The organism is Acinetobacter sp. Tol 5 (assembly GCF_019702905.1).
GTDB lineage: Bacteria > Pseudomonadota > Gammaproteobacteria > Pseudomonadales > Moraxellaceae > Acinetobacter > Acinetobacter bereziniae.
Map to the genome: position 1 here is coordinate 4,171,009 of NZ_AP024708.1, position 12,708 is coordinate 4,183,716.

The window sequence follows — 12,708 nt, forward strand, 5'->3', positions numbered from 1 at the left end:
ATCAAACTAAGAAAAATCGCTGCAAGTTTAACAATTCTTTGCAGGTTTTGCTTTTCTAAATGAGAGTTTCTGTATGGCTAAAACATTTCCTTGTCCACGATGTGGTGTACCTTCAACATGGGAAGCAAATGAATTTCGCCCATTTTGTTCTGACCGATGCAAATTGATTGACCTCGGTGCCTGGGCGAATGATGAATATAAACTTCCTACTCAAGATGCGCCTCAAATGGATCAAAAACGACATGAAGATGATTATGAGGATTAATCAATCATGTGACTGCCCAAATTCGTTTAAGTACCTTAAGCCAATTTTTAAAGCATATTTGTTCAATCAATTGATCTGAATAACTGCGTTGTCGCATTGCACTGATGAGTTTCGAAACTCCCATAATATCTTTGAGTTCATTACTAATCAGTGCACCATCAAAATCAGAACCAAAGCCTACATGTTCTTCACCTAAGTAGCGCATCATATATTCCAAATGATCTAAAATAATATTGATGGTCGTATCGGCATTGCGCTGTCCGTCTGGGCGTAAAAATGCCACATCAAAATTTACTCCAACCATACCTTGACTATCGCGTATCGCTTTTAATTGAGTATCCGTTAAATTTCGTGCTTGTGGACACAATCCATAAGCATTGGAGTGAGTTGCAACAATCGGTTGCGCTAAAATCTCTGCTGTATCCCAAAAAGCACGCTCATTCATATGTGAGACATCAACGAGCATCTTTTTATCCGCACAACGTGCAATTAAAGCTTTACCCTCAACTGTAAGACCGGGACCTGTATTTGGAGAATGAGGAAATTTAGCATTTAAACCATGTCCAAACTGACTTGGTCTATTCCATAGTGGTCCTATACTACGCAGCCCTGCATCATATAAGACATCCAATAGTTTAGGATCTTGTTGTAAAGCTTCTGCCCCCTCCATATGAAGGACAATACTCAACTTTTTTTCAGTGATACAAAATTCAATGTCTTCAACAGATGTACAGATTTGAATATTGTGCGAACGTCTAGTCAACTGTTGAGCTAAATCAAGCTGCTGCAAACAAATCTGTTCAATCTGTTGTTGGGTAAACTCATCAATGCTTTGATCGAATAGTTTATTCGGATGATGTTGCTTTACATAATCAAATGGCGGTAGAAAAATAGCAAAAAACCCACCTGCAAAACCTGCTTTCTGACAGCGTTTGAAATCAAGATGCCCAGGCAATCCTTGATGGATAAAAGCATCGACAGGATCATGATCATCAGATAACCACAGCCTTGTTAAAACATCATTATGACCATCGAAAATTGGAATAACATCGTGGCGCATACTGCACATCTCGCTAAAATTATCCATTTGAAATGTTTAGAACAGAAATGTGATTATTCATTCGTTTAGAATTTTTACTATTGCGAAAAATTAAATTACTGAGGGAAACATCTTGTTCAGTTTCTGCTCGTGCTTGTTCAATCAAATGATGATATGGCGATTTAGCACAGACTGGATCAGCATTAGATGCATTGCCCGTTAACATATAAGCTTGGCAGCGACAGCCACCAAAGTCACGGTCTTTATCAGGACATGTACGACAACCTTCAGGCATCCAAGCATCTCCACGATATTGGTTAAAAGCCTTAGATTCATACCAAATTTTTGCTAAAGATTGTTGACGGACATTCGGAAAAGTCATCGGTAATTGACGAGCCGCATGACATGGCAGTGCCACGCCATCAGGCGCTATCGTTAAGAATATTTTCCCCCAACTATTCATACATGCCTTTGGACGCTCTTCATAATAGTCAGGTACCACAAAAATAAGCTTACAAGGACGCTTTTGCAGACGTAATTTTTCTCGATAAGCATTGGTAATGCGCTCAGCACGTATTAACTGCGTTTGAGTAGGTAATAAATACTGACGATTTAAAAAAGCCCATCCATAAAACTGACAAATTGCTAACTCGACAGTGTCCGCATTCAATTCAAGACAAAGCTCAATGATCTGTTCAATCTGATCAATATTATGTCGATGAATGACAAAATTAAGCACCATTGGATATTCATATTTTTTAATAATACGGCACATATTGTATTTTTGTTCAAAGGCATATTTCGAACCCGCCAATGCATCATTTACCAACGGATCGCTTGCCTGAAAACTCACTTGTATATGATCAAGACCTGCTTGTTTTAAACAGCTTACTCTTTGTTCCGTCAACCCCATACCCGAAGTGATAAGATTGGTATAAAAACCTTGTTGATGTGCATGTGCAACTAACTGCTCTAAATCTCGACGAACCAAAGGCTCTCCACCAGAAAAGCCTAACTGCACAGCACCAAGCTGGCGAGCTTGATCAAAAACATCACACCACTGTTGGGTCGTTAACTCATTTTTATGTTGTGTATAGTCTAAAGGATTGGAACAATATGGACATTGTAATGGACAACGATAGGTTAACTCTGCAAGTAACCATAACGGTAGTCCAATATCGGTTGTCATTTAAAATCAATCCAATATTGTTGTTGAGCAACCAACATGTAATCAAAAACATCATTGTCTATTTCAGCAATATCTCCAAATTGTTGTTTTAAATAAGTAATAATATCTAAAATACTATTTATCCCATCAATACATTGCCCAATCGCACCAGCGCTTTCATTTAACTTGATCATGCCTTCAGGATATAAAATAACAAAACTATTTTGCGCAGGTTCAAACTGAAAACGGTAGCCAGGTCGCCAAATAGGAATAAGATTTTGATCAAGTGCTTTATTGTTCATCTAAATAATCCTTTATGCCAAACTCGTTGTTTAGTCACAGTATGATAAGGCGCTTCATGATGTATATAAGCCAAAGTTAAAGCATCTAAAATGCTCCATAAAACATCAAGTTTAAACTGTAGTATTTCTAACATTCGTTGCTGTTGCTCATAACTGGTGAAGGAATCCAGTGTAATCGTCAAACCATGCTCAACATCTCGTCGAGCTTGACTTAATCGAGAGCGAAAATATTGATACCCCTGATCATCAATCCAGGGATAATGTTTGGGCCATGAGTCTAATCGCGATTGGTGGATTTTAGGTGCAAATAATTCAGTTAATGAACTACTTGCAGCTTCACGCCATGACGCTCTGCGTGCAAAGTTGACATAAGCATCTACAGCAAAACGTACCCCTGGGAGGACGAGCTCTTCAGAAATTACCTGTTCACGTCGAAGACCTACAGCTTCTGCCAAACATAACCAAGCCTCTCGCCCCCCACCATCGGGATACGTACCATCTTGATCAATCATTCGTTGAATCCACTCCTGACGTACCCGTTGATCTGGACAATTTGCCATGATCGCAGCATCTTTAAGTGGAATATTAATTTGATAATAGAAACGATTTGCAACCCACGCCTGAATTTGCTGTTGGCTGGCCTTTCCTTCCGACATCATGACATGAAACGGATGATAAATATGGTAATACTGTCCTTTGTCTATAATCGCTTGTTTAAATTCTTCTAGTGTCAACGCTTTCGGTATTTGATTCATAGGGCATCTTATTAAAGTTCAATGTGCATTCCGTCGTAAGCAACCTCTACCCCATTTGCTTGAAGTTCAGCAAATTGGATGGAGTTCTCATTTAAAATTGGATTGGTATTATTAATATGAATCAGTATTTTTTTTACGTCTGAGAGCTGATTCAAATAAGACAATGATCCACCTTCACCACTAATGTATAGATGTCCCATTTCTCTTCCAGTTTTTACGCCTACACCACATTTTTGCATCTCATCATCTGTCCATAGTGTCCCATCAATCATCACACAATCTGAGTTCCTCATCGTCGCCATAATCATGTCATCAACTTTTCCAAGACCAGGCGCATAAAACAACTGCTTTTGTGTTTTTTGGTCTTTAATAATTAAAGCAATATTGTCACCCTCATGCGGATCATGGCGATGAGGTGAATATGGCGGAGCCGCACTTTGAATCAGCAAAGGAATGAATTCCAAATGCTTAAAACCATCTATTCGAAAAGCATGATTTGGGTCAATCTGGCGATATTGCAGTCCACCATTCCAGTGCTTCAATATATTAAATACAGGAAAACCTGTACTGAGGTCTTGATAGACCATTTCAGTACACCATACAGAGATTGGACATCCTTCGCGTAAACTAAGAAGCCCTGAGGTATGGTCAAGTTGACTGTCCATCAGAATGACATTCGTAATGCCAGTATCACGTAATTTACGCGCTGGTTGAGCTGCCCTAAAATCAAACAACTGTTGGCGAATATCTGGCGAAGCGTTTAACAAAATCCAGTCCGTGCCATTTTCAGAAATGGCAATCGAGGACTGTGTTCGAGCTGTAGCTTGGATCGTGCCTTTACGGATACCATCACAATTAACACAATTGCAATTCCATTGTGGAAATCCACCACCTGCGGCTGAACCCAATACATAAATATACATAGCAGTAAGATCTGATGATGATAAAGATCTAAGCCCCAGATCAAGGCTAGGGCTTATTTGGGTTTGAAAGTAAAAATAATTAACGGGCTTCGAAGTACATGGTAACTTCAAAACCAATTCGTAAGTCAGTAAAAGCTGGTTTTATCCATTGCATAAAATTTTTCTCCAAATTCAATTCTTATTTAAAAAATTAACACCTAATCAGTACCACAACAGTGTTCAAATTTTATTCTAAATAAAAATACTATCCTTGTAGACCCTGTTTAGTTAATATTTTGTTCGATAGTCGTTATCGTTAAAAATGAGTAAAAATTATTCGCCATGTCCGACGAGATAGATCAAAATCCAAAATTAAGACAATTTTTGTTCCATATTTTAATTCAGTGTAACTTTCTTACTCTGATTAAACAGTTTTTTTATAATTTAAACACAATAGACATATATATTTCACAATAAACGCCTATTTTTTAACACACGCTTAGCTATATGATCATTGCGTGCTAAATGTCACACTTTTCCATATAAAAAATTAAAAAAAGTTTCATTGAAACTAAATTGGAGTATCAAAATGTATATAGGTTTAAAAGTTTTTACTGCTATTTTAGCCATTTTATGTGTATTTTTTACCACGATAGGCATTTATGCACTTGATGCATCACTGATTATTATTGGTATTCTCTTTGCAGCTTCAATTCTCTTGATTGTTTTAGAGGCGCAAAATCGATCAACCAATCCGTTTATAAAACGCTAACACTACCATCGAATAAATAATTGAGAATGAACGATCATTAGCTCACTCATTGCATTATCCAACACTGACTGAGCTGTATTTTATTAGATGGCAAGTTTCAAAAAAATTACCCTGCTTTACTTGCCACGAATGGATTATGCTGTTTCTCAAACCCAATCGTACTCATAGGACCATGCCCTGAAATAAATTGGGTTTCATCAGGCAAGCTAAAACATTCACGCTGAATAGAATCGAGTAATTGTTGATGATTGCCTTTTGGAAAATCTGTGCGCCCAATTGAACCTTTAAACAATACATCACCCGTCCACAGCACAGCGTATTTAGCATTGTAAAAGATGACATGACCAGGGGTATGTCCAGGCGCAAAACGAACTTCAAATTCCTCCTGCCCTAATTTCAAAGTTTCACCACCTTCAAGCCATTGATCAACTTTAACTGGCTCGGGAATAGGAAAGCCATAACGAGCAGACACTTCTTGAATCATATCTAACCAAAATTGGTCTTCTTTATGTGGACCAATCACAGGTACATTCCATGCTTTAACCAATGCACCCACAGCACCAGCATGATCCAAATGCCCATGCGTTAACCATAACGCTTTTACCGTTAAGCCAAGCGCTTCAACTTCTTGTTTTAATTTTTCAGGCTCACCACCTGCATCAATCAGTACCGCTTCTTTAGTTTCCGAGTCCCAAACAATCGAACAGTTTTGAGCAAACGCCGTTACGGGTACAATTTTGACTTGTAACATAATAATTTTCCTAAAAGAATAGCGTCTGTTGACATTGCAAAAAACGCTAAGCCTGTAACTGTGACTTGAGTGCCTCTAATTGAGTCTGTAACAGCAGTCCCAATAGATCAATGTGGTCGTCTCGATCATTCAATGCAGGGATATAAGCATAATCTTTACCCCCTGCTTTCAAAAATAATTCAGCATTCTGAATTGCCAACTCTTCTAAAGTTTCTAAACAATCTGCTGAAAATGCAGGACTCAGGATTTGCACAGATGCTACACCTTGTTCTGCCCATGCTTGCAATAATTGATCCGTATAAGGCTTGACCCATTCCTGTTTCCCAAAACGTGACTGGAAACTTATCGCCCATTGGTCATCACTTAACTGTAGTGCCTGAGCAACCTTTTGCGCAGTCACACGACAACGATCTGCGTACGGATCACCCTTATCTGCATAAGGTTGCGGAATACCATGAAAAGACATTAATAACTTTTCCGCTTGACCGTGCTGTTGTTGATAATCACGGACACTATTGGCTAAAGCCTGTATATATAACGGGTGTTGATAATAATCACGAATGAAGCTTAGACCTGGAATATTTCGTTGTTTCAGCAGCCATTTTGCTACTGCATCATATAAGGGTGCGGTAGATGTTGCCGAGTACTGAGGAAATAGCGGAAAAAGAATAATGTGATCATAAAGCTGTGATTCAGCTTCATCTAACACACGATCAATACCTGGTCGACCATAGGTCATTGCAGGAACAATGGTTAAATCAAAATCAGTATTGAATACGCTCAATTTCTTTTGAAGTTGTTGAACCTGTTTAAATAAAATTTCTCGCATTGGAGAGTCATTCGACCATACCTGCGCATAGGCTTCCGCTACACGCTTAGGTCGGAACGGCAGAACAAAAGCATTTAAAATAATTGCCCACAAAATTTTGGGAATTTCAATAACCCGCTGATCCGATAAAAACTGCTTTAAAAAAGCCCGAACCGCTGGAGCTGTTGGTGCGTCTGGTGTGCCAAGATTGGCAATAATAATCAGGACTTTAGGTTTGGATAAAGACATTTTTACTCTGTTTGCACAATATCATGATCTCTAAATATCAGCTTAACAGAGTCAATCTATAAACAGAATTTTTATCTGTATATTCACACTGTATACCCTTAAAAAATAGAGGAACGATGACTGATACGTTGTGAATTTTCCAGCAATTTGACACATTTATCGGTCATTTGCCATAACATACGCTGACGATCATCACGCCCAACAGGGACAATCCATTCATTTTGACGAACTTGTTGTTTAATCGTATGTAAAGAACGTATATTGATCTGTGCTCTAGATACAGCATGCGCACGAGGCATGACTACTTGTGCATCTGTCAGACCTGTATTATTTAAATAGTCATTCAGCACTTTAGAGAAAAAATCCTCAGGTGTTGGTTTCCTGAATTCAACAGACAATATTTTTAATAACTCTGCCCAAGTCATTTCACGTGCTGGAGAAAGCTCCCTAAAATTACCATCTTGATAAGCATGCATACGGTAATCGAAGTTAAATACTTCATGCAGTGAAACTTTTGGTAAGGTTAAAAATGGATCTGCTTCTTTACGCCCTTGTTCAACTGAGACCTGTGCTAATTTTGCTTTTAAACGATCAATTTCGTCTTGCAAGACCTGAATATTTTGTGGTCTTACCCAACCAACAACAGGATAACGCTCAAGCATTTGTGGCATGTAAGAGCGTACTGCGAGCTCTAAATCTCGCAAGGTGCGATAGGTTACAACCTGCTCAACTTCTTTTTGTAGCTGATGACGAAATTCATTGAATTTGCCTTTTAATATCGCGCTTTCTTCTTTTAAATGTGGCTCACGAGAATCTGGATTTTCATGCATAAACACAATAATTGGCTTTTGTTTGGTCACTGCATAAATATATTCAAGATGTAAATAACTCACTCCTGAAACAGACTGCTCACCATATTGGCTCCCCAACAGCAATAACACATAATCACAATCATCAATCTGACGACGTGCAAAAGCGGTACTTAACGGTGTACGCTGTTCTAATCCCCAAGAAAAGAACCCCATCCCAATCAATGTTTGAGACACAACCATACGTTCTGGCTGCATTTCTTTGCCAGATGTTGTAATAAAAACTTGATAACGTTTATCGAGCATAGGTTAACCCATTCTTGTCATACTCAACTTAAATCCATCCTTGAGCTTTAAGTAGAATATGCCCTACACTTATTAAAAATATTAAATCTTTCCAATATTGAAAGAATTAGCCGAGTTTTTCAACAATATTTTCGATAGACCATGTAATTTCAGGTTGTATGAGATGCTTGAGGACGCTTTCTAATTCTTTTGCATTTTGCCCGCTCACAAAACATCGCAACCGCACGCCACTCTCTTGCAAATCAGTCGATATTAACTCATTTTTCAATAATATACGCGCCGTTTGTCGTGCAACTGCCAGACCTGAATCGATTAAGCTCAATTTAGCACCATAAAGCTCTTGAATACTTTGCTTTAAATACGGGTAATGTGTACATCCCAGAACCAAGTAATCTGCACCTTTTTCAACAGCAGGATCCAAAACCTTCTGCAAACTTTGTTTACACTCCAGCGTGTTATAGCGTCCAGATTCGACCAGCGGAACTAGGTCTAAATTGGTAATGGTGAGTACTTCGACTTGGGCTGGCTCTGCAAAGCGTTGGATAACATCTTTAATCAGTTGCCCACGGAAAGTTGCAGGTGTTGCCAACACTGAAACCACTTTAGACTGGCTTTGTAAAACCGCAGGTTTTAATGCAGGAACCAAACCGACAATAGGAAAGTTTTCACCATAATGCTCACGCAAATAATCCAGACTAAAAGCAGATGCCGTATTACAAGCGACAACAGCAATCTTACAGCCTTGGCGATACAGCCACTCAATCGCTTGTGCTGTTAATTCTCGAATATTCTGATCTGTTCGTGGACCGTATGGAACATGTGCGGTATCTGCATAATAAACAATACGTTCATTTGGCAAATAATGGGCAATTTCTTGTGCAATTGAAAGCCCGCCAATTCCTGAATCAAAAATCCCAATAGGTGCATTTGCCAAAGCTTTTGGCATAGGATTTTCTAAAGGATACAGGGGAAGAATAGCGCTCATTTGATCCACTATGGATAGGTATTGAAAATAATTAACTAGCTTAAACCTCAAGTGCCTAATTGCAAGTGCAAATCACCACTTTGTAAAGACAAAATGGTATCTCCTTGCTCATTTTCAAGTAAGCTTCCGTATTCAATTAAATGAAAAAAAGCATTGCGTTGAATTAACGCATTTATCCCAAAACGGATATGCACGTATGGTCTTAACTCACCTTGATATTCGCGCATAAAAATAGCATGTTCTTTATCCACCAAACAGATGTCTTGATTGGTGGTAGTGACCTGTAAATAAGTCTGTCCGTCGATCTCGACTTGATCAACCTGATTAACCAATAAAGGCTCATCTTCAACCTCAATTTCAATCTGCTCAACAGGCGTTTTTAAGTAGAATTTCCCTTGTTCCTTCCAAAGCACTTTTGTAAACAGGTCCAACAGCGCTTGACGCTTAATCAATTGACCTTCGTGCCACCATTCTCCATTGGCTTTTACCTTCAAATCCATTTTGCCACAATGCTTTGGTTGCCACTGCTCTAAAGGAGGTATTGACCTTTTGTGACCCGCCTGTACACCTTTTAAGTATTGTGCAATAGACATTAAGTTTTTATTATCAGAATCAGGCTGATTTTGAGCCGCTGATGTTGAATTATTTTGATTTACCATGGTTTATGCCTTGCTGACTAAAAAATAATACGACTCAGCCAATTGGCTAGATTAAGGTTTATAACTATACTAGCGCAAAATATATTATTGGTACGAGCGTTAATTCGTATCTCGGAATTTTTAGAACACTCATGGCAGCACCGATTTATTAATTCCCAATAAATGCTCACGGTTGCCACCCTTAGAAATATGAGGAGTCCTACATGGAACACATCGAACGCGAATCGATGGAGTTTGACGTAGTGATCGTAGGCGCAGGTCCTGCGGGTCTTTCTGCTGCGATTAAAATTCGTCAATTGGCTATTGAAAACAACCTTTCAGACCTTTCTGTCTGTGTGGTTGAAAAAGGCTCTGAAGTTGGTGCGCATATCCTTTCTGGTGCTGTACTTGAACCTCGTGCAATCAATGAACTTTTCCCTGACTGGAAAGAACAAGGTGCACCTTTAAATGTGCCTGTGACTGAGGACAAGACTTATTTCCTCATGTCTGCTGAAAAGTCTCAAGAAGCACCGCATTGGATGGTTCCTAAAACCATGCACAACGATGGCAACTATGTCATTTCATTGGGTAATGTTGTTCGTTGGTTGGGTCAAAAGGCTGAGGAATTAGAAGTTTCTATTTTCCCGGGTTTTGCTGCTTCAGAAATTCTTTATCATGAAGATGGTTCTGTAAAAGGGATTCAAACTGGTGATATGGGCGTTGGTAAAGATGGTGAACCAACGCATAACTTCACGCCTGGTTATGAACTTCATGCCAAATATACGATTTTTGCAGAAGGTTGCCGCGGACATCTCGGTAAGCGTTTAATTGCAAAATACAACTTAGATCAAGATGCCGATCCGCAACATTATGGTATCGGGATTAAAGAGCTTTGGGAAATCGACCCTGCAAAACATAAACCAGGTTTGGTGATGCATGGTTCAGGTTGGCCACTTGCTGAAACTGGTTCTTCAGGTGGTTGGTGGTTATATCACGCTGAAAACAACCAAGTGACTTTGGGTATGATTGTCGATTTATCTTATGAAAATCCACATATGTATCCATTTGCTGAAATGCAACGTTGGAAAACACACCCACTGATCAAGCAATATCTTGAGGGTGGTAAACGTATTTCTTATGGCGCACGTGCTGTTGTAAAAGGTGGTCTAAACTCACTGCCAAAATTGACTTTCCCGGGTGGATGCCTGATTGGTGATGATGCGGGTTTCTTAAACTTTGCTAAAATCAAAGGCTCTCATACCGCAATGAAATCAGGTATGTTGTGTGGTGAGGCTGTATTTGAAGCAATCCAAGCAGGTCATGCAAAAGGTGGTGATTTAGCCATTGCTCGTGTGACTGAGGGTGAAGACTTCTTTGCGAAAGAGTTGACGGCATATACAGACAAATTCAACAACAGCTGGTTAAAAGAAGAGTTACATCGTTCTCGTAACTTTGGCCCTGCAATGCATAAATTTGGTTTATGGATGGGTGGCGCATTTAACTTTATCGACCAAAATATCTTTAAAGTTCCATTTACTTTACATGATCTTGTGCCTGACTTTAGTGCATTGAAAACTGTAGATGCGTCTACCTTTAAACCGAACTATCCAAAGCCAGATGGTAAATTGACTTTTGACCGTTTGTCTTCTGTATTCGTTTCTAATACGGTACATGAAGAGAATCAGCCAGCACATTTAAAACTGACTGACCCAACGATTCCTGTGAATGTCAACTTACCAAAATGGGATGAGCCTGCTCAGCGTTACTGCCCTGCTGGTGTATATGAAATCATGGAAAATGATGATGGTTCTAAGCGCTTCCAGATTAATGCAGCAAACTGCGTTCACTGTAAGACGTGTGATATTAAAGATCCTTCACAAAACATCACATGGGTAACACCTGAGGGTGGTGGTGGTCCTAACTATCCAAATATGTAAATCAATAAACCCGCTTCGGCGGGTTTATTATTTCATATTATTTATAGATCAACATTTAATGTATCGTAAGAATCAATTAATTAAAAGCATGATATAAACAAGAAATATAACTAATGAACATTCAAAAATTTAAAAACGTTAGGATTTTGATAATCTTTGTTGATGCTGTAACCAAGCTTTTGCATTTTATTCTCAGATCTATCTCTTTCAATCTTCCATTTATTTAAATCATTAGACAGTAATGTGTTCCAATCTTTATCTCTAATTTTCTCATCATATTGGTAAAAATAATGAGAAAAGAAAGTAACGAAATCCAAATGAATTTTCACATCATCAATAGATTCACGAAAATTTATCGTTAAGATGACATTGTTTTTATAAAATCTAAGAGGTTGACGTTTTAAATCACTCGAATACTTCTCCCATTTTTCTTCACTATCTAAATAAAAACCATCCAAACTCCCGAGATAGTTAGGTATTTTATTATTCGCTTCAAATGATTGCTTTCCAAATATTCTTGGCTCAGACTCGAAGTAAAAAACTTTCCAACCATTTTTATTCAATTGCTTTACAATTCCCTCATAAGCAAGATAACTACTTTTTTCATTAATTTTTTTGGACTCTATATTACTCATATCAAAACCTATATCTGTAATTCCTTGCTTTGGATAGTTAGCATCTGATACAAAAACTAAATTTTCTAAATGATTGAAAACTAAAACTGTATGGTCATATTCATCTTTTAAATTTAACTTAAGCTTTCTTTCTTGGTTAGTATCTAAATTTGGTCTTATAAAACCTACACTTGCACCTGAACTATATTGTGAAAAAAATTTAGCATTATTACTAATTAAATTTTCTCTAGAATCTCCAACAACAACACTAATAATATAATCAGATTCATTCATTTTCTTTTCTTCCTGTTTACTCATTGTCTCTGAGGATGAATTACATGCTGCCAAACTGAATATTAGTGCAATTACCAAGATTTGAATGATTTGATTTGAATTCATTATGATTCT

The 12,708-nt window shown here is 38.2% G+C and carries 15 protein-coding genes; 3 read left to right on the forward strand and 12 right to left on the reverse strand.

Features of this window, described 5'->3' with window-relative positions:
* Positions 1 to 73 precede the first annotated feature (73 nt).
* A complete protein-coding gene (locus tag TOL5_RS19410) occupies positions 74 to 265 on the forward strand; it encodes a DNA gyrase inhibitor YacG (RefSeq protein WP_042089482.1) in 192 nt (63 codons plus the stop codon).
* Positions 266 to 269: 4 nt separating this feature from the next.
* On the opposite strand, the gene TOL5_RS19415 is transcribed toward TOL5_RS19410, so the two are convergent.
* From TOL5_RS19415 to pqqA, 6 genes are all read right to left on the reverse strand, one after another.
* A complete protein-coding gene (locus tag TOL5_RS19415) occupies positions 270 to 1,325 on the reverse strand; it encodes a dipeptidase (RefSeq protein WP_221260576.1) in 1,056 nt (351 codons plus the stop codon).
* Positions 1,326 to 1,344: 19 nt separating this feature from the next.
* The gene (gene pqqE, locus TOL5_RS19420; RefSeq protein WP_221260578.1) at positions 1,345 to 2,493 is read right to left on the reverse strand and encodes a pyrroloquinoline quinone biosynthesis protein PqqE; all 1,149 of its coding nucleotides are present in this window, start codon (positions 2,491 to 2,493) and stop codon (positions 1,345 to 1,347) included.
* Positions 2,490 to 2,774, reverse strand: a complete 285-nt coding sequence (gene pqqD, locus TOL5_RS19425; RefSeq protein ID WP_005034218.1) for a pyrroloquinoline quinone biosynthesis peptide chaperone PqqD — start codon at positions 2,772 to 2,774, stop codon at positions 2,490 to 2,492. The genes pqqE and pqqD overlap by 4 nt, the downstream gene beginning before the upstream one ends.
* The gene (gene pqqC / locus TOL5_RS19430) at positions 2,771 to 3,529 is read right to left on the reverse strand and encodes a pyrroloquinoline-quinone synthase PqqC (protein ID WP_005034221.1); all 759 of its coding nucleotides are present in this window, start codon (positions 3,527 to 3,529) and stop codon (positions 2,771 to 2,773) included. The genes pqqD and pqqC overlap by 4 nt, the downstream gene beginning before the upstream one ends.
* A gap of 11 nt (positions 3,530 to 3,540) precedes the next feature.
* Entirely contained in the window at positions 3,541 to 4,452 is a 912-nt protein-coding gene (gene pqqB, locus TOL5_RS19435) for a pyrroloquinoline quinone biosynthesis protein PqqB (protein WP_009584942.1), read from the reverse strand.
* Positions 4,453 to 4,531: 79 nt separating this feature from the next.
* The gene (pqqA, locus tag TOL5_RS19440) at positions 4,532 to 4,606 is read right to left on the reverse strand and encodes a pyrroloquinoline quinone precursor peptide PqqA (protein WP_009584944.1); all 75 of its coding nucleotides are present in this window, start codon (positions 4,604 to 4,606) and stop codon (positions 4,532 to 4,534) included.
* Between the two features lie 414 nt (positions 4,607 to 5,020).
* On the opposite strand from pqqA, the gene TOL5_RS19445 reads away from it, so the two are divergent.
* Entirely contained in the window at positions 5,021 to 5,203 is a 183-nt protein-coding gene (locus TOL5_RS19445) for a hypothetical protein (protein WP_005034225.1), read from the forward strand.
* 106 nt (positions 5,204 to 5,309) lie between these two features.
* Here TOL5_RS19445 and TOL5_RS19450 read toward each other — a convergent pair whose 3' ends face one another.
* The 5 genes from TOL5_RS19450 to TOL5_RS19470 form a co-directional block, all read right to left on the reverse strand.
* Entirely contained in the window at positions 5,310 to 5,954 is a 645-nt protein-coding gene (locus tag TOL5_RS19450; RefSeq protein WP_004825281.1) for an MBL fold metallo-hydrolase, read from the reverse strand.
* Positions 5,955 to 6,000: 46 nt separating this feature from the next.
* A complete protein-coding gene (gene hemH / locus TOL5_RS19455; RefSeq protein ID WP_100884419.1) occupies positions 6,001 to 7,011 on the reverse strand; it encodes a ferrochelatase in 1,011 nt (336 codons plus the stop codon).
* 98 nt (positions 7,012 to 7,109) lie between these two features.
* Entirely contained in the window at positions 7,110 to 8,126 is a 1,017-nt protein-coding gene (locus TOL5_RS19460) for a DUF4062 domain-containing protein (RefSeq protein ID WP_004825284.1), read from the reverse strand.
* 106 nt (positions 8,127 to 8,232) lie between these two features.
* On the reverse strand, positions 8,233 to 9,111 hold the full coding sequence (gene murI, locus TOL5_RS19465) for a glutamate racemase (RefSeq protein ID WP_151713316.1): 879 nt from the start codon (positions 9,109 to 9,111) through the stop codon (positions 8,233 to 8,235).
* Between the two features lie 47 nt (positions 9,112 to 9,158).
* On the reverse strand, positions 9,159 to 9,770 hold the full coding sequence (locus TOL5_RS19470; protein WP_009584945.1) for a DUF1285 domain-containing protein: 612 nt from the start codon (positions 9,768 to 9,770) through the stop codon (positions 9,159 to 9,161).
* Positions 9,771 to 9,973: 203 nt separating this feature from the next.
* Here TOL5_RS19470 and TOL5_RS19475 point away from each other — a divergent pair, with 203 nt between their 5' ends.
* Positions 9,974 to 11,686, forward strand: a complete 1,713-nt coding sequence (locus TOL5_RS19475) for an electron transfer flavoprotein-ubiquinone oxidoreductase (protein ID WP_005034233.1) — start codon at positions 9,974 to 9,976, stop codon at positions 11,684 to 11,686.
* A gap of 110 nt (positions 11,687 to 11,796) precedes the next feature.
* On the opposite strand, the gene TOL5_RS19480 is transcribed toward TOL5_RS19475, so the two are convergent.
* Positions 11,797 to 12,699, reverse strand: a complete 903-nt coding sequence (locus tag TOL5_RS19480; RefSeq protein WP_121773984.1) for a hypothetical protein — start codon at positions 12,697 to 12,699, stop codon at positions 11,797 to 11,799.
* Positions 12,700 to 12,708 lie beyond the last annotated feature (9 nt).

What these genes read in the sequence shown, in the direction of transcription:
- TOL5_RS19410 (WP_042089482.1), top strand. Translation starts at nt 74, where the DNA reads ATGGCTAAAACATTTCCTTGTCCACGATGTGGTGTACCTTCAACATGG.
- TOL5_RS19415 (WP_221260576.1), bottom strand. Translation starts at nt 1,325, where the DNA reads ATGCGCCACGATGTTATTCCAATTTTCGATGGTCATAATGATGTTTTA.
- TOL5_RS19480 (WP_121773984.1), bottom strand. Translation starts at nt 12,699, where the DNA reads ATGAATTCAAATCAAATCATTCAAATCTTGGTAATTGCACTAATATTC.
- murI (WP_151713316.1), bottom strand. Translation starts at nt 9,111, where the DNA reads ATGAGCGCTATTCTTCCCCTGTATCCTTTAGAAAATCCTATGCCAAAA.
- pqqE (WP_221260578.1), bottom strand. Translation starts at nt 2,493, where the DNA reads ATGACAACCGATATTGGACTACCGTTATGGTTACTTGCAGAGTTAACC.
- pqqD (WP_005034218.1), bottom strand. Translation starts at nt 2,774, where the DNA reads ATGAACAATAAAGCACTTGATCAAAATCTTATTCCTATTTGGCGACCT.
- TOL5_RS19475 (WP_005034233.1), top strand. Translation starts at nt 9,974, where the DNA reads ATGGAACACATCGAACGCGAATCGATGGAGTTTGACGTAGTGATCGTA.
- hemH (WP_100884419.1), bottom strand. Translation starts at nt 7,011, where the DNA reads ATGTCTTTATCCAAACCTAAAGTCCTGATTATTATTGCCAATCTTGGC.
- TOL5_RS19470 (WP_009584945.1), bottom strand. Translation starts at nt 9,770, where the DNA reads ATGGTAAATCAAAATAATTCAACATCAGCGGCTCAAAATCAGCCTGAT.
- pqqC (WP_005034221.1), bottom strand. Translation starts at nt 3,529, where the DNA reads ATGAATCAAATACCGAAAGCGTTGACACTAGAAGAATTTAAACAAGCG.
- TOL5_RS19445 (WP_005034225.1), top strand. Translation starts at nt 5,021, where the DNA reads ATGTATATAGGTTTAAAAGTTTTTACTGCTATTTTAGCCATTTTATGT.
- TOL5_RS19460 (WP_004825284.1), bottom strand. Translation starts at nt 8,126, where the DNA reads ATGCTCGATAAACGTTATCAAGTTTTTATTACAACATCTGGCAAAGAA.
- pqqB (WP_009584942.1), bottom strand. Translation starts at nt 4,452, where the DNA reads ATGTATATTTATGTATTGGGTTCAGCCGCAGGTGGTGGATTTCCACAA.
- TOL5_RS19450 (WP_004825281.1), bottom strand. Translation starts at nt 5,954, where the DNA reads ATGTTACAAGTCAAAATTGTACCCGTAACGGCGTTTGCTCAAAACTGT.